Source organism: Pseudomonas sp. LTR0 (assembly GCF_036630035.1).
GTDB classification, from domain to species: Bacteria; Pseudomonadota; Gammaproteobacteria; order Pseudomonadales; family Pseudomonadaceae; genus Aquipseudomonas; species Aquipseudomonas putida_Y.
In genome coordinates, this window is record NZ_CP123734.1 from 2,494,093 (window position 1) to 2,520,841 (window position 26,749).

General features: G+C 63.1%; 23 protein-coding genes. 11 read left to right on the plus strand and 12 right to left on the minus strand.

Translation table 11 applies throughout. The features are described 5' to 3' along the window. Nucleotides 1-11: 11 nt before the first annotated feature. Nucleotides 12-734 carry a UDP-2,3-diacylglucosamine diphosphatase gene (locus tag QCL51_RS11505; protein WP_338444857.1) on the minus strand — a complete coding sequence of 241 codons (723 nt, stop codon included), beginning with the start codon at nt 732-734 and terminating at the stop codon, nt 12-14. Next, nucleotides 731-1,231, minus strand: a complete 501-nt coding sequence (locus QCL51_RS11510) for a peptidylprolyl isomerase (protein ID WP_021782390.1) — start codon at nt 1,229-1,231, stop codon at nt 731-733. Before QCL51_RS11510 ends, QCL51_RS11505 begins: the two co-directional genes overlap by 4 nt. Nucleotides 1,232-1,478: 247 nt before the next feature. On the opposite strand from QCL51_RS11510, the gene QCL51_RS11515 reads away from it, so the two are divergent. Beyond that, a complete protein-coding gene (locus QCL51_RS11515) occupies nt 1,479-3,182 on the plus strand; it encodes a glutamine--tRNA ligase/YqeY domain fusion protein (RefSeq protein ID WP_021782391.1) in 1,704 nt (567 codons plus the stop codon). Between the two features lie 9 nt (nt 3,183-3,191). Continuing rightward, nucleotides 3,192-4,574 carry a cysteine--tRNA ligase gene (gene cysS / locus QCL51_RS11520; RefSeq protein ID WP_103444506.1) on the plus strand — a complete coding sequence of 461 codons (1,383 nt, stop codon included), beginning with the start codon at nt 3,192-3,194 and terminating at the stop codon, nt 4,572-4,574. Between the two features lie 129 nt (nt 4,575-4,703). Here the strand turns inward: cysS and QCL51_RS11525 are convergent, their stop codons facing one another. From QCL51_RS11525 to csiR, 3 genes are all read right to left on the minus strand, one after another. Then, nucleotides 4,704-6,095, minus strand: coding sequence for a HAMP domain-containing sensor histidine kinase (locus tag QCL51_RS11525; protein ID WP_274101615.1), 1,392 nt, complete (start codon nt 6,093-6,095; stop codon nt 4,704-4,706). After that, a complete protein-coding gene (locus tag QCL51_RS11530) occupies nt 6,073-6,753 on the minus strand; it encodes a response regulator transcription factor (RefSeq protein ID WP_003248078.1) in 681 nt (226 codons plus the stop codon). The genes QCL51_RS11525 and QCL51_RS11530 overlap by 23 nt, the downstream gene beginning before the upstream one ends. Nucleotides 6,754-6,827: 74 nt before the next feature. Further along, entirely contained in the window at nt 6,828-7,523 is a 696-nt protein-coding gene (gene csiR / locus QCL51_RS11535) for a DNA-binding transcriptional regulator CsiR (protein ID WP_021782394.1), read from the minus strand. 195 nt (nt 7,524-7,718) lie between these two features. Between csiR and glaH the strand changes: the two genes are divergently transcribed. The 6 genes from glaH (at nt 7,719) to proP (ending at nt 15,416) form a co-directional block, all read left to right on the plus strand. Further along, nucleotides 7,719-8,696, plus strand: coding sequence for a glutarate dioxygenase GlaH (gene glaH / locus QCL51_RS11540; protein ID WP_021782395.1), 978 nt, complete (start codon nt 7,719-7,721; stop codon nt 8,694-8,696). 114 nt (nt 8,697-8,810) lie between these two features. After that, on the plus strand, nt 8,811-10,061 hold the full coding sequence (gene lhgO / locus QCL51_RS11545; protein WP_021782396.1) for an L-2-hydroxyglutarate oxidase: 1,251 nt from the start codon (nt 8,811-8,813) through the stop codon (nt 10,059-10,061). A 150-nt stretch (nt 10,062-10,211) separates the two neighbouring features. After that, nucleotides 10,212-11,603: a GABA permease gene (gabP, locus tag QCL51_RS11550; protein WP_103444505.1), complete on the plus strand. Its 1,392-nt coding sequence runs from the start codon at nt 10,212-10,214 to the stop codon at nt 11,601-11,603. 87 nt (nt 11,604-11,690) lie between these two features. Next, complete coding sequence (locus tag QCL51_RS11555; RefSeq protein WP_021782398.1) at nt 11,691-12,584, plus strand: PA4780 family RIO1-like protein kinase; 894 nt, start codon at nt 11,691-11,693, stop codon at nt 12,582-12,584. A 196-nt stretch (nt 12,585-12,780) separates the two neighbouring features. Next, entirely contained in the window at nt 12,781-13,755 is a 975-nt protein-coding gene (gene hemB / locus QCL51_RS11560; RefSeq protein ID WP_010953815.1) for a porphobilinogen synthase, read from the plus strand. Between the two features lie 158 nt (nt 13,756-13,913). Beyond that, nucleotides 13,914-15,416, plus strand: a complete 1,503-nt coding sequence (proP, locus tag QCL51_RS11565; RefSeq protein ID WP_021782399.1) for a glycine betaine/L-proline transporter ProP — start codon at nt 13,914-13,916, stop codon at nt 15,414-15,416. Here the strand turns inward: proP and QCL51_RS11570 are convergent, their stop codons facing one another. The 4 genes from QCL51_RS11570 to QCL51_RS11585 all read right to left on the minus strand — a co-directional run bounded on the left by QCL51_RS11570 (nt 15,417) and on the right by QCL51_RS11585 (nt 20,106). Then, a complete protein-coding gene (locus tag QCL51_RS11570; protein ID WP_028697209.1) occupies nt 15,417-16,118 on the minus strand; it encodes a YoaK family protein in 702 nt (233 codons plus the stop codon). It lies immediately after the preceding gene. Nucleotides 16,119-16,127: 9 nt separating this feature from the next. Beyond that, nucleotides 16,128-16,757: a riboflavin synthase gene (locus QCL51_RS11575; protein WP_021782401.1), complete on the minus strand. Its 630-nt coding sequence runs from the start codon at nt 16,755-16,757 to the stop codon at nt 16,128-16,130. Between the two features lie 172 nt (nt 16,758-16,929). Continuing rightward, nucleotides 16,930-18,996: a maltose alpha-D-glucosyltransferase gene (gene treS / locus QCL51_RS11580; RefSeq protein WP_021782402.1), complete on the minus strand. Its 2,067-nt coding sequence runs from the start codon at nt 18,994-18,996 to the stop codon at nt 16,930-16,932. Nucleotides 18,997-19,188: 192 nt separating this feature from the next. Beyond that, nucleotides 19,189-20,106, minus strand: coding sequence for a LysR family transcriptional regulator (locus QCL51_RS11585; protein ID WP_021782403.1), 918 nt, complete (start codon nt 20,104-20,106; stop codon nt 19,189-19,191). 120 nt (nt 20,107-20,226) lie between these two features. Here QCL51_RS11585 and QCL51_RS11590 point away from each other — a divergent pair, with 120 nt between their 5' ends. The 3 genes from QCL51_RS11590 to QCL51_RS11600 all read left to right on the plus strand — a co-directional run bounded on the left by QCL51_RS11590 (nt 20,227) and on the right by QCL51_RS11600 (nt 22,933). Next, nucleotides 20,227-20,985: a 5-oxoprolinase subunit PxpA gene (locus QCL51_RS11590; RefSeq protein ID WP_021782404.1), complete on the plus strand. Its 759-nt coding sequence runs from the start codon at nt 20,227-20,229 to the stop codon at nt 20,983-20,985. 92 nt (nt 20,986-21,077) lie between these two features. Beyond that, nucleotides 21,078-21,965 carry an allophanate hydrolase subunit 1 gene (locus QCL51_RS11595; protein ID WP_021782405.1) on the plus strand — a complete coding sequence of 296 codons (888 nt, stop codon included), beginning with the start codon at nt 21,078-21,080 and terminating at the stop codon, nt 21,963-21,965. Beyond that, nucleotides 21,962-22,933 (plus strand): biotin-dependent carboxyltransferase family protein, encoded by a 972-nt coding sequence (locus QCL51_RS11600; protein ID WP_021782406.1) that lies wholly within the window; start codon nt 21,962-21,964, stop codon nt 22,931-22,933. Before QCL51_RS11595 ends, QCL51_RS11600 begins: the two co-directional genes overlap by 4 nt. Nucleotides 22,934-22,995: 62 nt before the next feature. Here the strand turns inward: QCL51_RS11600 and QCL51_RS11605 are convergent, their stop codons facing one another. From QCL51_RS11605 to QCL51_RS11615, 3 genes are all read right to left on the minus strand, one after another. Beyond that, nucleotides 22,996-23,844, minus strand: coding sequence for a TIGR03915 family putative DNA repair protein (locus tag QCL51_RS11605; RefSeq protein ID WP_021782407.1), 849 nt, complete (start codon nt 23,842-23,844; stop codon nt 22,996-22,998). After that, entirely contained in the window at nt 23,835-25,055 is a 1,221-nt protein-coding gene (locus QCL51_RS11610) for a putative DNA modification/repair radical SAM protein (protein WP_021782408.1), read from the minus strand. Before QCL51_RS11610 ends, QCL51_RS11605 begins: the two co-directional genes overlap by 10 nt. Before the next feature lie 135 nt (nt 25,056-25,190). Next, a complete protein-coding gene (locus tag QCL51_RS11615) occupies nt 25,191-26,747 on the minus strand; it encodes a glycosyltransferase family 39 protein (RefSeq protein WP_274118739.1) in 1,557 nt (518 codons plus the stop codon). Between the last annotated feature and the right edge of the window lie 2 nt (nt 26,748-26,749).

The following is a 26,749-nucleotide window of genomic DNA, read 5'->3' on the forward strand; positions in this document are numbered from 1 at the left end:
CCCCTGTAATGTCAGGAAAACTCGAACGGAGCCAGCTGGAAGCCCTGTTCGTCAACCTGCAAGGCCCAACCGCGGCGATCCCAGTCGCCCAGTACGATACGCCGTGCCGGTTGCCCGTCGACCACCAGCTTGTGAATCGCCGGCCGATGGGTATGGCCATGCACCAGGGTGCGCACGCCATGCGCCGCCATCGCCTTGGGTACTTCTTCTGGCGTGACGTCGACGATTTCGGTGGACTTCATCCGCACTTGCGTGCGGCTTTCGCTGCGCAGCTTGCGTGCCAGCTTGTAGCGGGCCGACAGCGGCAGGTGGCGCAGGATCCACAAGCTCAGCGGATTGCGCAGCAGGCGGCGCATCTTCATGTAGCCCAGGTCGCGGGTGCACAGGGTGTCGCCATGCATCAGCAGCACCTGCTCACCACCCAGCTCGATCACGCTGGGGTCGTTCAACAGCGTGCAGCCCGCAGCTTCGCAAAAGGCCTGGCCAATCAGGAAGTCACGGTTGCCATGCATCAGGTAGATGGCCGTGCCACTGTCGCTCAGCCGGCGCATGGCCTGGCAGATCGACTGCTGGAAGGGCGTCATGGCATCGTCGCCAATCCACGCTTCGAAGAAGTCACCAAGGATGTACAGGGCCTTGGCGTGGCGGGCGCGGCCATCGAGCAGATCAAGAAACGCCCGGGAGATATCCGGGCGTTCTTCTTGCAGGTGCAGATCAGAGATCAGCAGAATCACTCAATGATCTCGGCTTTCTCGATGATCACGTCGTCTGCCGGTACGTCCTGGTGGCCAGCTTTGGAACCGGTGGCGACCTTTTCGATGGCGTCGACCACTTCACGGCCTTCGATCACTTCGCCGAATACGGCGTAGCCCCAGCCTTGCACGTTCTTGCCGCTGTGGTTGAGGAAGTCGTTGTCGGAGGCGTTGATGAAGAACTGCGCCGAGGCAGAGTGCGGCTCCATGGTGCGGGCCATGGCGATGCTGTACTTCTTGTTCTTCAGGCCGTTGTCGGCTTCGTTCTGGATGCTGGCGCGGGTTTTCTTCTGGTTCATGCCGGCTTCGAAGCCGCCGCCCTGAATCATGAAGCCTTTGATCACACGGTGGAATACGGTGCCATTGTAGTGGCCGTCCTTGACGTACTGAACGAAGTTTTCGGTAGTCAGCGGCGCTTTCTCGGCGTCCAGTTGCAGGACGATGTCGCCGTGGTTGGTGGTCAGTTTGACTTTGGACATGCTGAAACTCGCTCTTTCAAGGCAATCAGAAATAGGGTGCGCAGGGCGCGGGTTATCACCAGACGCAGGATCAGGCGATCGCGACACATGGCGCGCACCGGCCATTTTGCCAGGCTGCGGCAAAAAGCCGTGATAAATCACATCAGTTTGTCCGGGCGCGGCTGTCAGCAGCTTGACTGCTTCGGCTATGATAGGCCCTTTGATTCAATCGGCCTACCCAGGCTGGACACACGCATTCAAGGATCCTATGAGCAAGCCCACTGCCGACAACGCGCCCAACGCCGCTGCCAAAGGCGCCCCCGCTGTCCCTGCGAACTTCCTGCGGCCGATCATCCAGGCCGACCTGGACTCGGGCAAGCACAGCAGCATCGTCACCCGTTTCCCGCCGGAGCCCAATGGTTACCTGCACATCGGCCACGCCAAGTCGATCTGCGTCAACTTCGGCCTGGCCAAGGAGTTCGGCGGCGTCTGCCACCTGCGTTTCGACGATACCAACCCGGCCAAGGAAGACCAGGAGTACATCGACGCCATCCAGAGCGATGTCAAATGGCTGGGCTTCGAGTGGGGCGGCGACGTGCGCTATGCCTCCGACTACTTCGACCAGTTGCACGACTGGGCGGTCGAGTTGATCAAGCGTGGCAAGGCCTATGTCTGCGACCTCACCCCTGAGCAAGCCAAGGAATACCGCGGCAACCTCAAGGAGCCGGGCAAGAACAGCCCGTTCCGCGAGCGCAGCGTGGAAGAAAACCTCGACCTGTTCGCCCGCATGAAGGCCGGCGAGTTCAAGGACGGCGAGCGCGTGCTGCGGGCCAAGATCGACATGGCCTCGCCAAACATGAACCTGCGCGACCCTATCCTGTACCGCATTCGCCATGCCCACCACCACCAGACCGGCGACAAGTGGTGCATCTACCCCAACTACGACTTTACCCACGGCCAGTCGGACGCCATCGAGGGCATTACCCACTCGATCTGCACCCTGGAGTTCGAAGGGCATCGTCCGCTGTACGACTGGTTCCTCGACAACCTGCCGGTGCCGGCACACCCGCGCCAGTACGAGTTCAGCCGCCTGAACCTGAACTACACCATCACCTCCAAGCGCAAGCTCAAGCAGCTTGTGGACGAGAAGCATGTCGACGCCTGGGACGACCCACGCATGTCGACCCTGTCCGGCTTCCGTCGCCGTGGCTACACGCCGGCTTCGATCCGCAACTTCTGCGAAATGATCGGCACCAACCGTTCCGACGGTGTGGTCGACATGTCGATGCTCGAGTTCAGCATCCGTGACGACCTGGACCGCACCGCGCCACGCGCCATGTGCGTGCTGCGCCCGCTGAAAGTGGTCATCACCAACTACCCGGAAGGCCAGGTCGAGCAGCTTGAGCTGCCACGTCACCCGAAGGAAGACATGGGCGTGCGTGTGCTGCCGTTTTCCCGCGAGCTGTACATCGACCGCGACGACTTCATGGAAGAACCGCCCAAGGGCTACAAGCGCCTGGAACCGGCCGGTGAAGTGCGCCTGCGCGGCAGCTACGTGATTCGTGCTGACGAGGCGGTCAAGGACGCAGACGGCAATATCGTCGAACTGCGTTGCTCGTACGACCCGGACACCCTGGGCAAGAACCCTGAAGGCCGCAAGGTCAAGGGCGTGATCCACTGGGTGCCGGCCGAGGGCAGCGTCGAGTGCGAAGTGCGCCTGTACGACCGCCTGTTCCGCTCGCCGAACCCGGAAAAGACCGAGGAGGGCGGCAGCTTCCTGGACAACATCAACCCTGCTTCGCTGCAAGTGCTCAGCGGTTGCCGTGCCGAGCCGTCGCTGGCCCAGGCGCAGCCCGAGGACCGCTTCCAGTTCGAGCGCGAAGGCTACTTCTGCGCTGACCTGAAAGACAGCCAGCCGGGCCGCCCGGTGTTCAACCGCACTGTCACCCTGCGTGACTCCTGGGGCAGCTGAGGAACCGCCGTGCTTACCATCTACAACACCCTGAGCAAAGCGAAAGAAACCTTCAAGCCGCTGGATGGCAACAAGGTGCGCATGTACGTGTGCGGCATGACCGTGTACGACTACTGCCACCTGGGCCATGGCCGCAGCATGGTGGCCTTCGACCTGGTCACCCGCTGGCTGCGCAAGAGTGGCTATGAGCTCACCTACGTGCGCAACATCACCGACATCGATGACAAGATCATCAACCGGGCCAACGAGAACGGCGAAAGTTTCGACGCCCTGACTGCTCGCATGATCGACGCGATGCACGAAGACGAACGCCGCCTGAACATCCTGCCGCCAGACCAGGAACCGCGTGCCACCGACCATATCGCCGGCATGCACGCGATGATCCAGACCCTGATCGACAAGGGGTACGCCTACGCGCCAGGCAATGGCGACGTGTACTACCGCGTCGGCAAGTTCGTCGGTTACGGCAAGCTGTCGCGCAAGAAGATCGAAGACCTGCGTATCGGTGCACGCATCGAGGTCGACGAAGCCAAGCAGGACCCGCTCGACTTCGTACTGTGGAAGGGCGTCAAGCCGGGCGAGCCGAGCTGGGAATCGCCATGGGGCCCGGGTCGCCCGGGCTGGCACATCGAGTGCTCGGTGATGTCCACCTGCTGCCTGGGCGAGAGTTTCGACATTCACGGTGGCGGCAGCGACCTGGAGTTCCCGCACCACGAAAACGAGATTGCCCAGAGCGAGGCGGCCACTGGCAAGCAGTACGCCAACGCCTGGATGCATTGCGGCATGATCCGTATCAACGGCGAGAAGATGTCCAAGTCGTTGAACAACTTCTTCACCATCCGCGACGTGCTCGAGAAGTACCACCCGGAGGTGGTGCGCTACCTGCTGGTGGCCAGCCACTACCGCAGCGCGATCAACTACTCGGAAGACAGCCTGCGGGATGCCAAGGGCGCACTGGAGCGCTTCTACCACGCCCTGCGCGGCCTGCCACGGGTGGCGGCCAAGGGTGGCGAAGCCTTTGTCGAGCGCTTCAGCGTGGCGATGAACGACGACTTCGGCACCCCCGAAGCCTGTGCCGTTCTGTTCGACCTGGTGCGCGAGATCAACCGCCTGCGTGACAGCGACCCGGAAGCGGCTGCCGGTCTGGCCGGTCGACTGCGTGAACTGGGGGATGTGCTGGGTGTGCTGCAGCTGGAGGCCGATGACTTCCTGCGTGCCGGTGCCGAAGGCAAGGTCGATGCGGCTGAAGTCGAGGGCTTGATCCAGGCGCGCCTGCAGGCACGTGCGGACAAGAACTGGGCCGAGTCCGACCGCATTCGCGATCAGCTGACCGCCATGGGTGTAGTGCTGGAAGACAGCAAGGGCACGACTACCTGGCGTCTGGCTGACTGAAGTAACTGGGGCTGCGTTGCAGCCCTTCGCGGGCACGCCCGCTCCCACAGGTTGGCGCGACATTTCAAGTGTGCGCTATCCCTGTGGGAGCGGGCGTGTCCGCGAAGGGCCGCAAAGCGGCCCCTGCTTTTACTTCGCTAGACCCGCAAGCGGGCAGTGCAGTACCAGCCTGGCCCCACCCAATTCGCTCTCGCCAATCTCCAGCCCGAACCCATGCAGGTCGACGATCGCCGCCACGATCGACAGCCCCAGCCCGAAGCCGGCATGGCGGTGGCCTTCATCGCTGCGATAGAACCGTTTCAGTACGGCCGTTCGCTCTGCTTCGGGAATTCCAGGCCCGCTATCCTCGATCGCCATGTGCACGCCGTTGTCATCCAGCGTAGCGCTTATGCGCACACGACCCCCCTCGGGTGTGAACTTGATCGCGTTGCCCACCAGATTCGCCAAGGCCTCGAACAGCAGTTCGCGGTCGCCGTGCAGTGCCGGTAGCTGCGCAGGTTGGTGCAATTGCAGGTGAATGCCGCCATCCTCGGCCAACGGCAGGTAAAAATCGTACAGTTCTACCAGCAGTTCATGCGGGTCAAGCTGGACGAAGCCGGCGCGGCGCTGGCGGTCTTCCAGCTCGCTGATGCGCAACAACCCGCGAAAACGCGCCATCAAGGTGTCGGTTTCGCCGATGGCCTGGTCCAGTGCTTCGGCTTGCGCAGAATCCACGGCGCTTTGCTGGCGAATACGGTACAGCTGGGCGCGCAGGCGGGTCAGCGGTGTGCGCAGGTCATGGGCAATGTTGTCGCACACACCCTTGACCTCGTGCATCAGTCGTTCGATACGGTCGAGCATGGCATTGACGATCGCCGCAAGCATGTCCAGCTCGTCACGGCGGGCCGACAGAGGCAGGCGGTGGGTCAGGTCGCCGGCGACGATCAGTTCGGCCTGGGCCTGGATCGCACGTATACGTTTGAGCGGCCTGCGCCTTAGCAGGTACCAACCGGCAAAACCCGGTATCAGAGTTAGCGAGATGCCCCAGAGCAGGGCGTGCAGGATGATTCGGGTAACCACGAACAGCGAGCCGTTGTCACGCACCAGCACCAGCCACCGGCCATCCTGTACCTTGATTGCCACTGCGTCGCAGCTGTCGCGAGGCATGCGAGGATCGTCGGCATCCAGGCAGCGTTTCAACTCATGGATCTTGCCGTCCAGCCTGAGCTCTGGGGGCAAGGCTCGCACGCTGCCGCCAATCGGGTTGAGCTGGGGGTCGAACAGGCCGTAGGCGTCAAAGCTGCGCTCCTCGAAGGCCTGGCTGGCAATCAGGGCATCGTCCAGCTGCTTGCCGCTCATGTGTGCGAACAGGTGCTGGCGCTGCAGCATGGAGTGACGGGTGAGTTTGCTCAGGTAGCTGGACACTTCGAAATACAGCACCCCCATGAGGATGCTGCTCCAGGCCACGAACAGAAAGCTGTAGAGTGCCAGCAGGCGGCTGGTAGAGGAGCTCCAGCCCTTAGACGGGTTCAGCAATGGCATAGCCGGAGCCCCGTACCGTACGGATCAGCGGCGACTGGCCGGGGGAGTCGATCTTCTTGCGCAGGCGGCCGATGTGCACGTCGATCAGGTTGGTGCCCGGGTCGAAGTGATAGCCCCAGACTTCCTCGAAAATCATCATCCGTGTGATCACCTGGCCACTGTGGCGCATCAGGTACTCCAGCAGCTTGTACTCGGTGGGCAGCAGGTTGAGGGTATTGTCACCGCGGCGCGCCTCGTGGCTGATCAGGTCCAGCTGCAGGTCGGCAACCTGCAAGCGGGTCTGGGTCATGGGCACGCTGTTGCGGCGCAGCAATACCTCGACTCGCGCGGCCATTTCGTCGGAGGCGAACGGCTTGGTCAGGTAGTCGTCTCCGCCGGCACGCAGGCCGCGCACCCGCTCATCGACGTCGGAGAGGGCGCTGATCATCAGGATCGGCGTAGCGATCTTGAGGTTGCGCAGGGTAGTGACGATGGTCAGGCCGTCGACCTCGGGCAGCATACGGTCCAGGGTGATCAGGTCGTAGCCGCCGGCAATGGCCTTGGCCAGGCCTTCACGGCCATTGTCGGCCCAATCCACCTCCAGGCCGTGGCTGGTAAGTTCGGCGACGATTTCCTGGCCGGTGACGGCGTCGTCTTCGATGGTCAGTACGCGAGGCATGCTGGTTCCCGGGCATCTAATGGAGATTTGATTGTGCCAAAGAATAGACAACCGGCGATTTAAGAAAAATTCATCTAGCGTGCGCCAATGCCTTCGGCATGCATGATCTGCGCGATGATTGGCACCGGTGTCATCAGGTGTGAACGCATCATGGCACTGGCGCGTTTGGCATCACGGGCGAGGATCACCTCGACCAGTGCCGCATGCTCCTGGCGCTTTAGTGCCAGCGCCTGTTCGGAAAACACAGTCTGCGTCAGCCACAGGTGGCGGTAGCGCTCGGCCTGGTCGAACAGGTAGGTGCGTGCCTGCAGCAGGTGCTTGGAGCCGCAGCCCGAGGCAATGGCAGTATGGAACGCCTTGTGCCGCTCGTCCCACACATCCAGCCGCTGCTCGCGGGTTTTCACTTCCACCACCTTGGCCAGGGTATGCGAGTGGGCCAGCACCGACGCCTCCCAGGCGTCGTCGCCGCGCTCGATGGCCAGGGCAATGATCATCGCTTCCAGGTTGGCGCGGGCGTCGTAGATGTCGTTCATCTCATCCAGCGACATGGGCGCTACCCGGTAGCCTTTCTGGCTGATCGCGTTGACCAGGTGCTCGGCCACCAGTTGCGACAGCGCTTCGCGCAGCGGGCCCACACCCAGGTCGTAGCGTTCCTTGAGGGCGCTCATCAGCAATTTTTCACCGGGCTTGAACACCCCGCGGATGATGTCCTGTTTGAGCCTCTCATACCCGCTGAATGCTGAGTTTTGTCGGGGGGCGAGCGCTTCCAAGATCCTGTTCCTCAAAACGTTTTGCCGATCATACCGAAACCCTCTGCCCACGAAAAACAATGGACAAAAGCAAGCAGTGTCGCCGAAACATAAAAATGTAGACATTTTAATCTAGTGACGATATTTTTACCTCGCCCGCACTGATCCAGGTCATGACCGGACGGCGCCACCTACTTTTTTAGCCAGGACATTGCCATGAACGCTTTTACGCAGATCGACGAACTTGTCATGCCGCTGCCACTCGAACCGCAGGGCTATACCATCGCCCCCTCGAAACAGTCGCCGCGCCTGCTGGAACTGACCTTTGCCCGGGAAACCGTCGAAGCGTTCATGCAGGCCGTTGCCCAATGGCCGGTGCAGGCATTGGAGTACAAGTCGTTCCTGCGTTTTCGCGTAGGCGAGATCCTTGACGAGCTGTGCCAGGGCACGCTGCGCCCGGTGCTGCTCAACACCATCCTCGACCGCGCCACAGGTGGCATGCTGATTACCCCGATCGGCCTGGATGATGTGAGCCAGGCCGAAGACATGGTCAAGTTCACCACCGCCTGCGCCCACCTGATCGGCCGTTCCAACTATGACGCCATGAGTGGCCAGTTCTATGCGCGCTTCGTGGTGGTCAACAGCGACAACTCCGACAGCTACCTGCGCCAGCCGCACCGGGTCATGGAGCTGCACAACGACGGCACGTTCGTGAACCAGATCACCGACTACGTGCTGATGCTGAAGATCGACGAAAAGAACATGGAAGGGGGCAACTCGCTGCTGCTGCACCTGGACGACTGGGAGGAGTGCGAGGCGTTCTTCCGTCACCCGATGGCCCGCCGCGAAATGCGCTGGACCGCACCACCGAGCAAAAAGGTTGCCGAAGATGTGTTCCATTCGGTATTCGACACCGATGCCGAAGGCCGGCCGACCATGCGCTACATTGACCAGTTCGTGCAGCCGGAAAACTACGAGGAAGGTATCTGGCTGAATGCCTTGTCCGAGTCGCTGGAAGGCAGCGGCAAGAAAGTCTCGGTGCCGGTTGGCGTAGGCAGTTTCCTGCTGATCAACAACCTGTTCTGGCTGCATGGCCGCGATCGCTTCACCCCGCACGAGGGCCTGCGCCGCGAACTGATGCGCCAGCGTGGTTACGTCGCCTTCCCCAAGCCGCTGTACCAGCGCGGGCAATAATGACAGGGCGCGGGGCGGGCGCCCGCCCACGCGTTTTTGCACATAACAATGCCACCAGGCCCCGTGCGGGCCTTGGTGAGCCTGCCAGGCAATGCCTGCGTGTGAGGTAAGGCTGTGTACGATTTCATCATTATTGGCGGCGGGATTGTGGGCATGTCCACGGCCATGCACCTGATCAAGGTCTACCCGGATGCGAAGATGCTCCTGCTGGAGAAAGAGTCTGGCCCGGCCCGCCATCAGACCGGCCATAACAGCGGCGTGATCCACGCCGGCGTGTATTACACCCCCGGCAGCCTCAAGGCGCGCTTCTGCCTTGAAGGCAACAAGGCGACCAAAGCCTTCTGCACCCAACATGGCATCCGCTTCGATGAGTGCGGCAAGTTGCTGGTCGCCACCAACGATCTGGAAATGCAGCGCATGAAGGCGCTGTGGGAGCGCACGGCGGCCAATGGCCTGGAGCGCTACTGGCTGTCGGCTGAGGAGTTGCGCGAGCGTGAGCCCAACATCGTTGGTATGGGGGGCATCTTCGTACCGTCCAGCGGCATCGTCAATTACGCCCAGGTAACCGCTGCGATGGCCGCAGAGTTCCAGCGTGCCGGTGGCGAAATCCGCTATGGCGCAGAAGTGGTCGGCCTGCAGGAACAGGCAAATGAAGTGATCGTGCGCACTCAGCGTGATGAACTGCGCAGCCGTTTCCTGGTGACCTGCTCGGGGCTGATGGCCGACCGCGTGGTGGGCATGCTCGGGCTGCGTACCGAGTTCGTGATCTGCCCGTTCCGTGGCGAATACTACCTGTTGCCCAAGCAGCACAATCAGATCGTCAACCACCTGATCTACCCGATTCCCGACCCGTCGATGCCCTTCCTGGGGGTGCACCTTACCCGCATGATCGACGGCACCGTCACCGTAGGCCCCAACGCCGTCCTGGCGATGAAGCGCGAGGGCTACCGCAAGACCGATGTCAGCCCCAGCGACCTGTTCCAGACCCTGACCACGCCCGGCATCCTCAAGGTGCTGGCGAAGAACTTCCGCCCGGGCCTGATCGAGATGAAGAACTCGCTGTTCAAGGGCGGGTACCTCAAGCAGGTGCAGAAGTACTGCCCGAGCATTACCAAAGCCGACCTCACGCCTTACCCGGCCGGCGTGCGTGCCCAGGCGGTGTCGCGCGACGGCAAGCTGATCGACGATTTCCTGTTCGTCAACACTGCACGCAGTGTCAACGTGTGCAACGCACCGTCACCAGCCGCTACCTCGGCCATACCGATCGGCGCCTACATCGTCGAGAAAGTGTGCGAGCAGGTCGGCCTGCAGGGCGGCAACTTCCCCAAGGCCGACCTATCGGCCAGCCAGAGGGCTGCCAGCTGACAGCCCGGTAACACCTTCTGCGGTTTCGTTTTACTCAACCCGTACTGCCCTGCTCACCATTCAGGGCAGGGCGGGCTTTTTCGCGCCTGCGTCGGTGACGTGCAGCCGGCGGCCCCTGCGTGGGCATGACAAAAACAACAAGGTAGCGCCATGCAAACCCACAAGAACAATTTGAGTCATGGATTGAAATCACGGCATGTCACCATGCTGTCCATTGCCGGCGTGATCGGCGCCGGGCTGTTTGTCGGCTCTGGCCGCGCCATCGCCGAAGCGGGGCCGGCCACCATCCTGGCCTATATCCTGGCGGGCGGCCTGGTGGTGCTGGTGATGCGCATGCTGGCCGAAATGGCCGTTGCCTCTCCGGACACCGGCTCGTTCTCAACCTACGCCGACCTCGCCATCGGCAAATGGGCCGGATACACCATCGGTTGGCTGTACTGGTGGTTCTGGGTACTGATCATCCCGATCGAGGCCAATATCGCCGCTACCATCATCAACTCCTGGGTCCCGCAGCTGGAGATCTGGGTGCTGTCGTTGGTGATCACGTTGCTGCTAACGGCCACCAACCTGTTCAGCGTGAAGAACTACGGTGAGTTCGAGTTCTGGTTGGCACTGGTCAAGGTGGTGGCCATCGTCTGCTTCATCGCCCTGGGTGTTTGCGCCATTTTCGGCCTGTTGCCTGGGTCCGGCGTCAGCGGCGTCTCGCGCCTGTGGGATACCGGTGGTTTCATGCCCAACGGCTTTGGTGCGGTGCTGAGCGCCATGCTGATCACCATGTTCTCGTTCCTCGGGGCCGAGGTGGTGACCATTGCTGCGGCTGAATCCGACGAGGCGGGCAAGCATATTTCCAAGGCCACCAATTCGGTGATCTGGCGGATAACGCTGTTCTACATCCTGTCGATCTTCATCGTCATCGCACTGGTACCGTGGACTGACCCACGCCTAGCTACCGAAGGCTCTTATGTCACGGTGCTGGACACCCTGGGCGTGCCAAATGCCAAGGCCATCATCGACTTCGTGGTGCTGACCTCGGTGACCAGTTGCCTCAACTCGTCGCTGTACACCGCCTCGCGCATGGTCTATTCGCTTAGCCGTCGTGGTGATGCCCCGGCCTGTGCCCAGATAACCAGCCGCAGTGGTACACCCGTGGTGGCCGTGTTGTTGTCGACGGGGGCTGCATTCCTGGCGGTGATCGCCAACTACCTGGTGCCGGCCAAGGTGTTTGGCTTCCTCATGGCAAGCTCCGGCGCCATCGCCCTGCTGGTGTATCTGGTCATCGCCATTTCCCAGTTGCGCTTGCGCCAGCGCCTGACGGCACAGGGCAAGACGCTCGGTTACCGCATGTGGCTGTTCCCGTGGCTGACCTGGGGCGTGATCCTGTTCATCAGCGGCGTACTGGTATTGATGCTGTTCCGCCCGGATCATCGCCTGGAAGTGGTCTCGACGATGGTGCTGGCGGTGTTGGTGGTGTGCTCGGGGGTGCTGGTGACCCGACGCCGGGCGCGCGGGGCGGCGGTTGCTGGCGTAGGGCAGCGCGCCTGATTCGTCTGGCCTGAAGACAGACGAGCAAGTCGCATCAGGCTGTGAGAGGATGTCCGCCAACAAAGCCAGGACCCTGAACGCAGCCTGATGAAGACACCTAAAAGAATCGAACCGTTGATCGAAGACGGCCTTGTCGACGAAGTACTACGGCCGTTGATGAGTGGCAAGGAAGCCGCTGTGTACGTGGTGCGCTGTGGCAGCGAGGTACGCTGCGCCAAGGTCTACAAAGAAGCCAACAAGCGCAGCTTCCGCCAGGCCGCCGAATACCAGGAAGGCCGCAAGGTACGCAACAGCCGTCAGGCCCGGGCCATGGCCAAGGGCAGCAAGTACGGCCGCAAAGAAGCCGAGGATGCTTGGCAGAACGCCGAAGTGGCTGCGCTGTTCCGTTTGGCCGGTGCGGGTGTACGGGTGCCCAAGCCTTACGACTTCCAGGACGGCGTGCTACTGATGGAACTGGTGACCGATGCCGATGGCGATGCGGCCCCGCGCCTGAACGACGTACACCTGGAAGTTGAAGATGCCCGCGCGTTCCATGCCTTCGTCATTCGCCAGATCGTGTTGATGCTGTGCGCCGGAATGGTGCATGGCGATTTGTCCGAGTTCAACGTGCTGCTCGGCCCGGACGGGCCGGTGATCATCGACCTGCCGCAGGCAGTGGATGCCGCCGCCAACAACCACGCCTTCAGCATGCTGCAGCGCGATGTGGACAACATGGCCCATTATTTCGGGCGCTTTGCCCCGGAGCTGAAAAGCACCCGCTATGCGCAGGAGATGTGGGCGTTGTACGAGGCCGGCGAGTTGCTGCCCGACAGCCCGTTGACCGGGGTGTTCGAGGATGATGAACATGAGGCTGACGTAACCGGGGTGATGCGCGAGATCGACGCCGCCCGGATGGACGACGCTCGCCGCCGTGCAGCACGCGCCGAAGCTGAGCATGGGCCGGCCAAGGCAGAGGAGGTGACGCCGCCCTGGCTGCAGTAATTCAGTGCCTGTGCCGGCCGCTTCGCGGGTAAACCCGTTCCTACGGGATTTGCAGGCGCGGGTTTACCCGCGAAGAGGCCAACACAGGCAAACCCCGGGCGTTGCCATTGACGCAAGACACAATCTCGTCATTTAGCCTTTTCACTGGCGCGCGACAGGCATAAGGTATACGCCGTTCAAATTCCCTGGAGCTGTCATGTCCAACCAATTCCCGTCCGTTCGTCCCCGCCGCCTGCGCCAGAACGAGTCCCTACGCACGATCTTCCAGGAAACCGAGTTCCGCCTTGAAGACCTGATCCTGCCGATCTTCGTCGAAGAGGGCATCGATGATTTCGTGCCGATCACCAGCATGCCCGGTGTCAATCGTATCCCCGAGAAGCTGTTGGCCCAGGAAATCGAGCGCTATGCCCGCGCCGGTATCAAGTCGGTGATGACCTTTGGCGTATCGCACCACCTGGATGCCGATGGCAGCGACACCTGGAACGAAAACGGCCTGGTTGCGCGCATGTCGCGTATCTGCAAGGACACCGTGCCGGAAATGGTGGTGATGTCCGACACCTGCTTCTGCGAATACACCAGCCACGGCCACTGCGGCGTGCTGCATGACCATGGCGTGGACAACGACGCCACCCTGGCCAACCTGGGCAAGCAGGCTGTCATCGCCGCCGCTGCCGGTGCCGACTTCATTGCCCCTTCGGCGGCGATGGACGGCCAGGTGCAGGCAATCCGCAGCGCCCTGGACGGTGCCGGTTTCCACGACACCGCGATCATGGCCTACTCCACCAAGTTCGCCTCGTCGTTGTATGGCCCGTTCCGTGAGGCCGGTGGCACCGCCCTGAAGGGCGACCGCAAAAGCTACCAGATGAACCCGATGAACCGCCGCGAAGCGGTGCGCGAGTCGCTGCTCGACGAGCAGGAAGGGGCGGACGTGCTGATGGTCAAGCCGGCCGGTGCCTACCTTGATGTGATCGCCGACATCCGCGCCGCTTCGCGCCTGCCACTGGCGGCGTACCAGGTGAGCGGCGAGTATGCGATGATCAAGTTCGGCGGCCTGGCCGGTGCCATCGACGAAGGCCGGGTGGTGCGCGAAAGCATTGGCGCAATCAAGCGTGCCGGTGCCGACCTGATCCTGACCTACTTCGCCATGGACCTGGCGCGCGAAGGTATCTGAAGCCAGGCCTTCGGCATGAAAGCCGCTGCCATTGCAGCGGCTTTTCTTTGGGCGCCGTTTGGTGGTGCCGCAAACGCACAAAAAAACAGTAAGCGCTGAATTATTTAGTGTCCTGTTGTATCTGATCCCTTAGAGCATTCATCGACAGGGATACGGGTATGAAACCTCGCAAGAAAAGCGTCCAGCCAATCGGCCTGAAGGACATCACCATCGTCGACGACGCCAAGATGAAGAAGGCGATCACAGCCGCCGCGCTGGGCAACGCCATGGAGTGGTTCGACTTTGGCGTATACGGCTTCGTCGCTTATGCCTTGGGCAAGGTGTTCTTCCCCAACGCCGACCCCGGCGTGCAAATGATCGCGGCCCTGGCCACCTTCTCGGTGCCGTTCCTGATCCGGCCTCTTGGCGGGCTGTTCTTCGGTGCCTTGGGCGACAGGTTCGGGCGGCAGAAAATCCTCGCCGCGACCATCGTGATCATGTCCCTCAGCACCTTCGCCATCGGCCTGATACCGTCCTACGCGAGCATTGGTATCTGGGCGCCGATCCTGTTGTTGCTGGCCAAGATGGCCCAAGGCTTTTCGGTGGGCGGTGAATACACCGGCGCCTCAATCTTCGTTGCCGAGTACGCACCTGACCGCAAGCGCGGTTTTCTCGGCAGCTGGCTGGATTTCGGTTCGATTGCCGGCTTTGTGCTGGGCGCAGGGGTGGTGGTGCTCATTTCCACGGTGCTGGGTGAAGAACAGTTCCTCGAATGGGGCTGGCGCCTGCCGTTCTTCCTAGCCCTGCCATTGGGCATCATCGGCCTCTACCTGCGCCATGCACTGGAAGAAACACCTGCGTTCCAGCAGCACGTCGACAAGCTGGAGCAGGGCGATCGTGAAGGCCTGGCCTCCGGGCCCAAGGTGTCGTTCAAGGAAGTGGCCACCCAGCACTGGCGCAGCCTGGTGACCTGCATCGGCGTGGTGATTGCCACCAACGTCACCTACTACATGCTGCTTACCTACATGCCAAGCTACCTGTCGCACAACCTGCACTACAGCGAAGACCATGGCGTGCTGATCATCATCGCGATCATGGTCGGCATGCTGTTCGTGCAGCCGATGATCGGCCTGCTCAGCGACAAGTTCGGCCGACGGCCGTTCATCATCGTCGGCAGTGTCGGCCTGTTGGCCTTGGCCATTCCGGCGTTCATGCTGATCAACAGTGGTGTGCTCGGGCTTATTTTCGCCGGCCTGCTGATCATTGCCGTGCTGCTGAATTTCTTCATCGGCGTGATGGCCTCGACGCTGCCGGCCATGTTCCCCACGCACATCCGCTACAGTGCCCTGGCCAGCGCCTTCAACATCTCGGTGCTGATCGCCGGCCTTACCCCGACCCTCGCTGCGTGGCTGGTGGAGAGCACAGGCGACCTGTACATGCCGGCCTATTACCTGATGGTGATCGCCGCTGTCGGGCTGGTCACCGGCCTGACCATGAAGGAAACTGCCAACAAGCCCCTGCGCGGCGCGGCACCCGCGGCATCGGACATCGAAGAGGCGCGTGAACTGCTGCAGGAGCACCACGACAACATCGAGCAGAAAATCGAGGACATCGATGCGCAGATCGCCGAGCTGGAAGCCAAACGCGAGAAACTGGCCCTGCAGCACCCGCGTATCGAATGATCAGCGCGGCATGTAGCCACGCTGCCAGGAACGCGGGATGAACCGCGATACCAGCGCCAGCACGCAGGCCAGCGCGCAGCTGCCGGCCAGCGCCTGCAGGCCCAGGTGTTGTTGCAACCAGGCGCCGAGTGCGGCGCCCAGCAGCATGCCTGCCCAAGGCACCAACTGCACCCGCCAGCCATTGCGCCGCTCGCCCAGCAGCCAGCGCCCCAGGCCGCGGCCGAAACGCGAAAGGGCGCCAGTCACGTAAGTCAGGCCGATGGGCAGGCCATTCACCTGCTCGACTACCGCATTGATCATGCCCATGGCCAGCGTGGCGGCCAACAGCGCGGGGAAGGTGGCTGGTAACGGCCACGCTGCCGCGAAAGCCAGCAGTGCGGCAACCACCAGCAGCACCGGCCAGGCTCGACGGCGCAATCCGTGAGCCAGCAGCACGCCCAGCGCATTGCCCGCGACAAAGCCCAGTACGGCGCCACTGAGGCGCAGTACCAGGGCCAGGTCTGCTTCACTGATGGCCACCGCCAGGCGTGTGGTGTTGCCACTCATGAACGAGACGAAATCGCCCAGTGCCAGCAAGCCGATGGCATCGGTCATGCCGGCCAGCACCGACAGGGCGGCGACCAGGCCGAGGCCGACGCGACCACGCATTACCTGCAGGCGCAAACGCCTGGCTGTGCGCGCGGGGAGGGCGTTAGGGAGCATGCGCAGGCCTCAGGGCAGCAGGTTTTCGCGGGCCAGAGTACCTTTGATGGTGCGCTCCACCACGTCGACCAGCACCATGGTCTGGTGGTCGACCTCGATATTGAGCAGCTCACCGGCACGGTAGCTGGCGAAGGTGGTCTGGCGCAGGGTTTCCGGGATCAAATTGATGGTGATCACGTTGTCCTCCACGTCAGCGACCGTCAGGCTGCAGCCATTGACCCCGATGAAACCGCGGGGAAACACGTACTTGCCCCATTGCGGCGGCATGCGGAACTTGATGAAGGCGCCGGTTTCCTTGATCGACAGCTCGACGATTTCGGCGGTGGTGGCGATGTGGCCGGCCATCAGGTGACCGCCGACTTCGGCGTTCATCTTCGCTGAACGTTCGATGTTCACGTGCTGGCCGGGCTTGAAGTTGCGCAGATTGGTGCGCTCGAGGGTAGCGGTCATGGCGTCGAACCTGACTTGGCTGCCGTCGATTTCGGTCACGGACAGGCAGGTACCTTCGACACTGACGCTGGCACCGATTTTCAGCTCGTCGAGCAATTCCGGGGTGAGGTCGATGGTGAACTGGTTGTGGCCCGGATAGGTGGTCACATCAAGCAGAGGGCGGACGGCCTGGACGATGCCGGTGTACATGGTGTTGCTCCTGGGCACGGAAAAGAAAACTTCCGAACGCTATGCCCGTAGCGCAGTAAATGCAAGACCGGCTTCTTGGTTGGCAAGCCGGCTTGCGGGTCCGGCGCCAGCGTTGGGCAGGCGGCGTGCTTGTGGGCGAAACCTGTTTGCCGACGGCAGGGCCACACCAGATTCAAACATGCCCGCTGCTGTTGACGATCCGCAGGCACAGTGCCTCGTACGGGTCCAGGTTCACCATCAGGCGCCCGTCCTCGGTCAAATCGCCTTCAACCGTCTCGTTGATCATGTCGACCACCGGCCCAGGTGTGAACCCCGTCAACAGCAGTTCCTCGGCAATCGCGTCCTGGCCGAAGTTCAGCGCACTGATCTGGATACCACGCCCGGCTGGCAGCTCATGCACCATCACCAGCAGCCCCGGGCTGCTCACCTCAGGTACCAGCACCTGACGGCTGGTAGCGATGCCGTAAGCCTGGCGCACAGCCAGCAGTTTCTTCACCTTGCAGGCAAATGAATCACCCTCGTCCAGCTGGCTGTCGAGGCTGCCGTACAGCGCCCTGGCGCGCGGCATGCCACGCACTGAAGCCTCTGCCTGCGGGTCGAGCCCGGCGAGGTCATAGCCGCCCCGGTGAATCCATCGCGTATCGCCATCGAGCATGCGTTCGGCAACCGCTTCGGCGGGCAGGGGCAGGGCGCCGACCAGATCCCAACCGGACAAGGCGACTACCCCCGGCTGCATGGCGTTGTACATGACCAGCAGCAGGTGCACCTTCTTGATCAATTCGATATCCGCTGCGCCAATCTGTTCGAGGTCGCGAATACCCAGTGCAGCGGCGATCAGGCTGGCGGTGGTGCAGGCAATGCCGTTGGTCACGAAACGCAGGTTGTACGGGGCATGCTCTCCCGACAGCCGTTCGTAGATCTCTTCGCGGATATGTTCGCGCAGGATGCTGCCAGGCAGGGTCTGGCCTTTGTACAGGTACATGTCGTGCGCGTGCAGTGTCCAGAAGTGCACCAGCTCCACGGTCAGTTCGTCATGGTTTTGCAAGGCATGGATCAGCGAGGCCGGGTCGATGCCGAAGGCGTGCATCTCCTTGAGCATCAGGCGCAGGAACTCGGTGTCGCCGGTCAGCAGCGCATGCTGGTAGGCCGGCCGGGTAATGAAATCGTAGGACAGGTCGGCACCGCCCCTGGACATCTGCGCAATGTCATCGAGGGTCAGGTTCAGCTCCTGGAAGCTGAAACCGCCGGCCTTGCGGATCATGCCGCCGATCAACTGGTTGCCGACGATCGACAGCGGGTGGCTTTCCGACCAGGCGGTGCCGCTGGCGCGGGTTTCCACGCCGAGAAAGCCGTTGGCGTCCAGGCGCAGGCCGCGGGCACCGAGGCAGTCCAGGGCGTGCAACGCATCACCAATGATCATTTGTTGGGCGGCGAAGGTCGGGTCCAGCCAGTTCAGCGACGGCTGGCCCTCTTTGAAGTAGTGCAGGTACACCCAGCGGCGGGTCTTGCCGTCCACGCCCGTGACCGGTGGCGTGGCGCTCCAGTCGGTTTCCTTCACGCCCGGCTCGAAGAAGATCACCCGTTGCAGCTGGCCAACGATGTAATGGCGCGCCTTCAGCTCGTCACACTGCGCGGGCAGCAGGTTGACCGCATCGCGTCCGGCGGGCACCTCGGGCAGCAGCGGCCAGTCTTCTTCGCGGATCTCGACCATGTGGTACAGCCCAGGGTAAGGGCCATGGGCGATCTCGGCCAGGCGGAAGTCGGCGCCCTTGCCGGTGTGCGAGGGGATCAGGTCGTCGATGGTCACGGCATTGTGCGCTGCGGCCATGCGGCTCATCTGGATCAGCTCCTGCTCGCTGCCGTACAGCGGGTCGATGTCGAAGCTGATGCGGTCGAAGTTGCCGTCCACGCTGGGGGTAAGCTCGCGGCCGCGAATGCCGCCGGACAGCTTGATCGGGCCGGTGTGCAGGCCCTGCACGCCGATTTCTGACAGGCGCTTCCACAATGCTTCGTGGGCCAGGGCACCGAGCACCGAGCAGCCCTCAGGGGCGATGATGGCGTCGGGGTAGACGGTGAGCCACACCGAGGCGATTTCCGTGGCGCGGCGGGGCTGGGCCTCGGCGTAGGGTTGTTGCCACAGGCGCGACTGGCCTGAGTACAGGCTGGCGCGGTCCTGGGAGGCCTTGAGCATGGCGCGGTCTTCGAGCCATTTGACGTATGACGGGTCAGGCTGGGTCATTTCGCGTCCTCTTTGCGTGTCGGCACCGGCTCAGATTATGACGGCATTGCGGCCTGAACGTTCGGATCGAGATGGGGGGTTGGTTCCTTCGCGGGCTTGCCCGCTCTCACAGGCTCCCATACCGCTGAAGATTTGCGCTGCACCTGTGGGAGCGGGCGCGCCCGCGAAGAGGCCGGGCCTGCAAAGGCAGGCTCAGCGCCGGGCCGACAACTGCTGCGGCGCCAGAAACGCATCATGGAAGTAATTGCGCACCGCCTGCATCGCCGGGCTGAATGCCCGTTCCCGGTGCCAGGCCAACCCTACGCTCATTGGCGTCACCGGGTCGCTGATGGTCACCGTCTCGATGCGCTTGCCCTCCAGCGACCACGGCCGGTGCACCAGGTCCGACAGGATTGCCACGCCACTGCCATTGGCCACCATGCTGCGCACGGCCTCCACCGAGCTGGTACGCACCCTTACGCCCGGGCGCTGCCCGGCCTGCTCCCAGTAACGCATGGCACTTTGCTCGGCCTCATCCACGGTCAACAGGATGAACGGCTCACAGGCCACATCGGCCAGGCTCACCGCCGAGCGTTCGCACAGCGGGTGGTGTGCGGGCAACCACAGCCGGCGCTCGGAGTTGAACAGGGTTTCTGAGACGATGTCGGGGTGGGTGAGGTTGGCGGTGAGCACCACCGCCATGTCGAAACGCCCCTCCAGCAGCCCTTGTTCGATGGCGCTGCGCTCCTGCTCGTACAGCTCCAGGGTCACCCCCGGATGCCAGTGCTCCAGGCGTTGCAGGTGGTGCGGCAGGAAGTAGCCGATCACCGTGTAACTTGCCGCCAGGCGCAACAGGCCACTGGCGCGCACGTCCGGAAGCGGGCTGTTCAACGCATCGTCGACACTGCGCAGGATGACGTAGGCACGGTTCAAAAAGTGCCGGCCGGCCTCGGTCAGGCTCATGCCTTGGGCCGAGCGCTGGAACAACAGCACACCGAGCATCGCTTCCAGCTCCTTGATGGCCGTGGTCACTGCCGACTGGGAGATGTTCAGGTGGATCGCCGCTTGGGAGATCTGGCCGATTTCAGCGGTGGCAACGAAGTAGCGGACCTGGCGCAGGGTGAGTGACACGGTAGGCTCCCGGAGTATCTTATTTTCAGAAGACACCCCATCTGTTTATAGATCTTCCCAAGGGGGTGCGGAGAATCTAACGTGGCTTGCATGCAGTCACAAGTGCCAGGAGATGCCGTCATGCAAGCAGTAGACTTCAACTCGGACATGGGCGAGGGCTTTGGCCCGTGGACCATTGGCGATGGCGTCGACAATGAGCTGATGGGGTACATCAGCAGCGCCAACATCGCCACTGGTTTCCATGCCGGTGACCCCGGCACCATGCGCCGCACCGTCGAGCGCGCCAAGGCGCTGGGCGTTGCGGTGGGTGCACACCCGGGGTTCCGTGACCTGGTCGGCTTTGGCCGCCGGCACATCAATGCACCGGCGCAGGAGCTGGTCGACGACATGCTCTACCAACTGGGCGCGCTGCGCGAAATAGCCCGTGCCCAGGGCGTGCGTCTGCAGCACATCAAACCGCACGGGGCGTTGTACATGCACCTGGCGCGTGACGAAGAAGCCGCACATTTGCTGGTGGAAAACCTGCGGGTGATCGAGCCGGAACTGCTGCTGTTCTGCATGCCAGGTTCGGTGATCTGTCGCATTGCCCAGGCACTGGGCCAGCCGGTAGTTCGTGAGTTCTACGCCGACCGCGAGTACGACCTGAGCGGGTCGATCGTGTTTACCCGTAATGTGCGGGGCTACGAGCCCCAGGCGGTCGCTGAGCGGGTGCTGCGCGCTTGCCGCCAAGGCGTGGTGCGCACGGTCGAAGGCCAGGACCTGGCCATCGAATTCGACTCCATCTGCCTGCACAGTGACACCCCGGGCGCGCTGGACCTGGTCGAGGCCACGCGCAAGGCCCTGGATACGGCTGGCATCGTGGTGCGTGCACCGCGCTGAACCCGTCAGGTATCCGGCAAACACACAAGCCGGAGCCCGTGCATTTTGTTTTCGCCTGCCTTTCTATAAAGATTCCAAGAAAAGGAACTGTCATGGCCGAACCGCTTGCTACAACCCCGATTCGTTATAGCTTCGGCGCCGACGAGCACCTGTTTGCCGAAGTCAGCGAAAGCATGTCGCTGGAGGCCTTTTTCAAGGGTATGGCCGTCACCCGGGCGGTGGAGCGGCTGGCCCTGGATGGCGTGCTTGATGTATGCCTGGCCAACGCGTCTTTCCAGATCCGCTTCGACCCGGACCGTATCGCCCCCGAGGCACTGCTTGAAGCCGTGCGCGGCGCCGAGGCGCAGGCGGTGGCCGAGCGTTCGTTGCAGACGCGGATCATCGAGATCCCGGTGCTGTACAACGACCCCTGGACCCATGAAACCCTGATGCGCTTTCGGGATCGCCACCAGGACCCGACCAGCACAGACCTGGAGTACGCCGCGCGCATCAACGGCCTGGCCGATGTCGAGGCATTCATCGCCGCCCACAGTGGCGCGCCATGGTTCGTGTCGATGGTGGGCTTTGTCGCCGGCCTGCCGTTCATGTTCCAGATGGTCGAGCGCGAGCGGCAGCTGCAGGTGCCCAAATACCTGCGCCCCCGTACCGACACGCCCAAGCTCACCCTGGGCCATGGCGGCTGCTTTGGTTGCATCTACTCGGTGCGCGGGGCTGGCGGCTACCAGATGTTCGGCGTCACCCCGGCACCGATCTACGACCCGCAACAGACCTTGAACTACCTCAAGGAGCACATGGTGTTCTTCCGCCCGGGTGACATCGTGCAGTTCAAACCCATCGACCGCCGTGCCTATGACCAGGCGGTGGCGGATGTGGAGGAGGGCCGTTTTGACCTGCGCATTCGTCCCGTGGAGTTTTTCCTGGACGCCTTTCTCGCCGACCCGGTCGGCTACCCCAAATCGTTGCAGGAGGTGCTGGCATGATCAAGGTACTCAAACCGGGGCTGGCCACTTCTGTACAGGACCTGGGCCGCGAAGGTTACTACCACCTGGGTATCCCTCCGTCCGGCGCACTCGACCAGTACGCCTTGAGCGCAGCCAATCACCTGGTGGGCAACCCGGCCGGCGCTGCGGGCCTGGAGTGTGCGCTGGTGGGGCCGGAGCTGGAGTTCCAGCAGGACGCACTGGTCGCTGTGTGCGGTGCGCAGATGCCAGCGTTGCTCGATGGCCGCGAGCAGCGCCCGGACACTGCGTTTGCCGTGCGGGCGGGGCAAGTGTTGCGTTTCGGGTTTCCAACAGCGGGCGCCCGGGCCTACCTGGCAGTGGCCGGAGGCATCGATGTGCCCGAGGTACTGGGTAGCCGGTCCACCTACGTGCTGGGCGCGTTGGGTGGCTTTCATGGGCGCAAACTGATGGCGGGCGACCTGCTGCCGGTGGGCGTGCCCAGCGGCAAGACCCGTGCCGGTGCAAGCTTGCCCATGGCCCTGCGTCAGGCCCTGGGGGGCGAGGTGGTGTTGCGGGTGGTGCCTGGGCTGTACTTCCACCGCCTGACCGAAGCTGCAGCGCAACGTTTCTTCACCGACGCCTGGACGGTTGGCTCCGAAGCGGACCGTATCGGCTATCGCTACAAAGGCGGCAGCGCCTTGAGTTTCCAACCGCGCGAGCAGCCGTTCGGTGCGGGGTCGGACCCGTCCAATATCGTCGACAGCTGCTACCCGATCGGATCGATCCAGGTGCCGGCAGGGTTGGAACCGATCATCCTGCATCGCGATGCAGTGTCGGGGGGCGGCTACGCCATGATCGGCACGGTGATCAGTGCCGACCTCGACCTGATCGGGCAGATGCAGCCCAACCAGCAGGCGCGGTTCCTGCCGGTGAGCCTGGAGCAGGCACTGGAGGCGCGGCGTTCGTACAAAAAGAAGCTGGCCTGCCTGGCCAGGCTCTTCAGTTGAGCATGATGTTTTCGCTGTAGCTGCGGCCTTGTGTCTCGACGGGGCCGCAACAGGCTCCGCGGCTACACCGAGCGCGCAGGCTTGCTGATGGTCTTGCCGGTTTGCGAGGCTACCTCAAGGGCTTGGCCGTCCCGCTGTTTGCCTTGGCGCGCCAGGCCTTCAAGCTGCGGTATCAGCATGCCTTCCGGCAAATGCCGCCAGAACCGCCCTGGCATGTGCAGGCGCAAGGCGTCCGGGTTGAGGCGGGCCGGGTTGAAGGTGTGGCGGTAATAGGTGCGCCAGAGTTCGGCGCCGGGGTCTTCGGCGTTGCGGGCCCACTGGCGCCAGGGCTCGGGGCAATGGCGCTGGTAGTCGAACGCCTGGCCGTCGAAGCGAATGCCATCCTGTGGCGTGGCAATCAACCAGCGCAAACGCCCCAGGCGGTCGGCGAAGTGCGCGCTGGCACTTTGCAGAATGTCGTGTGCAGGCTCGTGATAGGCCACCAAGTCGAGCTGCAAGTGCTCAGCCAGTTCCTCAGGCAGCGGCACGAAGCGTACAAACGCGTGCAAGTGATGCGCCTCGCGGGTTACCTGCTTGATGCGCCGTTGCAGCTCACTGCCCAGCCGGTCACCCGCCAACATTGCCGTGCGGTCGCCATGGGCGACGCGCCACAGCACTTCATACAGCAGGTTCCAGCGCTGTTCGCCACGGTAGCGAGAGGCCTGCTCCAACTGGCTCAGCAGTGCGGCCGGGACTTTGGCCCGGAAAGGGCCAGGCCCTTCAGGCGGCGCTGCCGGCACGGCCAGCAGGTCCGCCATCGGGCCTTGCGACCAGGTGACTTCCGATGGGTCGATGCCATGCCCCAACAAGCCCCGGGCCTGATCGCGCCAGGTGGCGAACAGGTCGTCGCAGTCGAGCGCGATCACCCCCATAACCCCATCTGCACGGGCGCTGGCGGCTCACTCAAGCGCGCTCGCAGCAAGCCGCTGCGCAGTTCGGCCTGGGCGGGGCGGTAGTCGCTGGTGACGATGAATGGACGTGCCTTGTCCAGCACGCAGCGCAGCTGGATCAGGTCGTCATAACGGATGCGCCGCTCCCGCCGCAGGGCGACCAGGCGCTGTACGCTGCGCAGGCCGATGCCGGGGATACGCGCCAGTAACGCCGGTTCGGCGCGGTTCACGTCCAGTGGGAACACGTCGCGGTTGGCCAGTGCCCAAGCCAGTTTGGGGTCGATGTCCAGTGCCAGGTTACCGCTGTGGCCCAGCAGCTCGCCAGCCTTGTAGCCATAGCCACGCAGCAGGAAGTCGGCTTGATACAGGCGGTGTTCGCGCAGCAGCGGTGGTGCGGCGAGGGGCACGCTGCCGGGGCTGTCGGGGATCGGGCTGAAGGCGGAATAGTACACGCGCTTGAGGCCGTAGCCTTGGTACAGCGATTCGGCATTGCGCAGCAAGGTGCTGTCGTCGGTGCTGTCGGCGCCGACGATGACCTGAGTGCTTTGACCGGCCGGGGTAAAGCGCGGCGCCCTGGGCTCGTTGGCCACGGCCTGCTGGCCCTGATGAATCACGCCCATGGCCTGGCGAATGGTGCGCCCTTGCTTTTCCGGCGCCAGGCGCTTGAGGCTGGCCTCGGTGGGCAGTTCGATGTTGACGCTGAGGCGATCGGCCAGGCGCCCGGCCTCTTCGATCAGCAGCGGGTCGGCATCGGGGATGGCCTTGAGGTGGATGTAGCCGCGGAAGCTGTGCTCTTCGCGCAACAGCCGGGCCACACGGATCAGCTGCTCCATGGTGTAGTCCGCTGAGCGGATGATGCCGGAGCTGAGGAACAGGCCGCTGATGCAGTTGCGCCGGTAGAAGTCCAGGGTCAGGCGTACCACTTCCTCGGGGCTGAAGCGCGCGCGTGGCACGTTGCTGGAGCGGCGGTTGACGCAGTACTGGCAGTCATACAGGCAGAAGTTGGTCAGCAGTACCTTGAGCAGAGATACGCAGCGACCGTCAGGTGTGTAGCTATGACAGATACCCATGCCATTGGTAGCACCCAGGCCGTCAGCACCACGCGAGTTACGCTTGGGCGCGCCGCTGCTGGCGCAGGAAGCGTCGTACTTGGCGGCGTCTGCCAGGATGCCGAGTTTGGCGATGAGTTGCATGGCGGTGTCTCGCTATACTGAATATTCATACAGTATTTTGAGATTTGATGGATTGCAAGCGTCATGGGCGGGGGAGCGCGAGTTCGACCTTGAGTCGTCATTCGCCAGAACACCCACTCGGCAGGGGCCGGCTGGTCAATGCCCGGTCCGTTCCTCAACCGCCGGCGGGCTGTGCCCCGTGTCGGCCCAGGCGAAGTGGTAGACGTTGTTGGGGGCACTGGCCTGACACTGGCCGTTGTCGGCATCTGCACCGACTACATACCATTCGGCCCGCGAGGTCTCACCCAGCTTGCGGGCCTTGTCGGCGCTAAAGCACTGGCCCAGTTGGTTGGCAGGAACCAAGGCGAAGGCGGTGGGGTGCTGGCGCAGCCAGTAGACCGCTGCATCCACTTTGGATTGGCCGGTGAAACCGAAGTGCACGATGGGTTGCCGGGCAAACAGCCAATGCCCCTCGCGCCAGTTGACCAGCACCAGTTCGGCACCGGCAGTGGCCTGTGCGGCGTCGCTCATCAGCGTCTCATGCGGGTTGCGGCCCTCCTTGGCGGGCTCGACGAAACCACGCGCGAACCACAGGGCGAACCATACCAAGGCTACTGTGGTAAACGCCTTGCGCCAGCCCGGCCGGCGCTGCCACCAGCGCTTGAGCAGCCACGGCACGAGCGGCGCCATCGCCAGAATCAAGCCAGGCAGCGCCGGGAAAATGTACAGCTTGCGCTTGCCGGTACTGAGGCTGAAGAACAGCAGCACCAATGCCACCCAGCCAAGCAGTAGCAGGAAGCGGCCATCGCGCTTTTGCAGTTGCCGGCGCCAGGCCGGTATCAGCCAGGGCAGGGCCAGGATCAGAGGTAGCCAGTACTTGGGGATGACCTTGACGAAGAAGTACCAGAACGGCTCGCGATGGTCCCAGGCATTGGCGTAGCGGCTGGCGGTCTGACGCAGCAGGATTTCCTTCAGGTAGGCCAGCTCTGCGGCGCCGCCGCCATGGGCGATCGACACCAACAATGGCAGCAGCCACACGGCGCAACCGGCGAGTAACCACAGCAGCCCCAGGCTCCAGCGCCATCCCTGGCCGGGCATGGCGACTACGCCGCGCCAGCGATGGCGCACCGCCCAGGCATAAGGCAGCAATATCAGCGCCGGAACAAAACCCACTCCCTTGCTGATAATGCCCAGGCCCATGGATGCGCAAGCCAGGTAGAACCAGCCCCAGGCGGGCCCCAGTAGCAGGTGGCGCAGCATGCCGTAGAGGCCCAGCGCAACCCAAAGGCACAGGAAACTGTCGATCTGCCCGGTGCGCAGGATGCTGTAGCTCTGGTAGGTGGCCAGGAACAACAAGGCAGCGATCACGCCGGTGCGCCGGTTCCACAGGCGCCGCCCGAGGTCATGCAGTACCCAGGTTATGGTCGCCGCCGACAGCAGCCCTGGCAGGTAGAGAGCAACTTTGGGTGCGCCGGTCAGGTAGCTGAACAGCGCCACGGTCCACATGAACAGCGGTGGCTTGTCGCCATAGATCTCCGCTGCCCGGTGCGGAATGAACCAGTCGCCACTCTGCAGCATTTCCAGGGCCACGCCGAGGAAGCGTTCTTCATCGACATTCATCGGCTGACGCCAGCCGATTCCCGCGCCCACCAGCAACACGGCGAGGGCGATCAGGGCCAGGCGTTCGGCCCCGATTGTCTTGAACTTAGGCAAAG

Excerpts from the sequence above, each read along its gene's own strand:
- QCL51_RS11510 (WP_021782390.1), bottom strand. The coding sequence starts at position 1,231 with ATGTCCAAAGTCAAACTGACCACCAACCACGGCGACATCGTCCTGCAA.
- QCL51_RS11515 (WP_021782391.1), top strand. The coding sequence starts at position 1,479 with ATGAGCAAGCCCACTGCCGACAACGCGCCCAACGCCGCTGCCAAAGGC.
- QCL51_RS11525 (WP_274101615.1), bottom strand. The coding sequence starts at position 6,095 with ATGCCATTGCTGAACCCGTCTAAGGGCTGGAGCTCCTCTACCAGCCGC.
- QCL51_RS11530 (WP_003248078.1), bottom strand. The coding sequence starts at position 6,753 with ATGCCTCGCGTACTGACCATCGAAGACGACGCCGTCACCGGCCAGGAA.
- glaH (WP_021782395.1), top strand. The coding sequence starts at position 7,719 with ATGAACGCTTTTACGCAGATCGACGAACTTGTCATGCCGCTGCCACTC.
- gabP (WP_103444505.1), top strand. The coding sequence starts at position 10,212 with ATGCAAACCCACAAGAACAATTTGAGTCATGGATTGAAATCACGGCAT.
- QCL51_RS11555 (WP_021782398.1), top strand. The coding sequence starts at position 11,691 with ATGAAGACACCTAAAAGAATCGAACCGTTGATCGAAGACGGCCTTGTC.
- hemB (WP_010953815.1), top strand. The coding sequence starts at position 12,781 with ATGTCCAACCAATTCCCGTCCGTTCGTCCCCGCCGCCTGCGCCAGAAC.
- proP (WP_021782399.1), top strand. The coding sequence starts at position 13,914 with ATGAAACCTCGCAAGAAAAGCGTCCAGCCAATCGGCCTGAAGGACATC.
- QCL51_RS11570 (WP_028697209.1), bottom strand. The coding sequence starts at position 16,118 with ATGCTCCCTAACGCCCTCCCCGCGCGCACAGCCAGGCGTTTGCGCCTG.
- QCL51_RS11575 (WP_021782401.1), bottom strand. The coding sequence starts at position 16,757 with ATGTACACCGGCATCGTCCAGGCCGTCCGCCCTCTGCTTGATGTGACC.
- treS (WP_021782402.1), bottom strand. The coding sequence starts at position 18,996 with ATGACCCAGCCTGACCCGTCATACGTCAAATGGCTCGAAGACCGCGCC.
- QCL51_RS11590 (WP_021782404.1), top strand. The coding sequence starts at position 20,227 with ATGCAAGCAGTAGACTTCAACTCGGACATGGGCGAGGGCTTTGGCCCG.
- QCL51_RS11595 (WP_021782405.1), top strand. The coding sequence starts at position 21,078 with ATGGCCGAACCGCTTGCTACAACCCCGATTCGTTATAGCTTCGGCGCC.
- QCL51_RS11600 (WP_021782406.1), top strand. The coding sequence starts at position 21,962 with ATGATCAAGGTACTCAAACCGGGGCTGGCCACTTCTGTACAGGACCTG.
- QCL51_RS11605 (WP_021782407.1), bottom strand. The coding sequence starts at position 23,844 with ATGGGGGTGATCGCGCTCGACTGCGACGACCTGTTCGCCACCTGGCGC.
- QCL51_RS11610 (WP_021782408.1), bottom strand. The coding sequence starts at position 25,055 with ATGCAACTCATCGCCAAACTCGGCATCCTGGCAGACGCCGCCAAGTAC.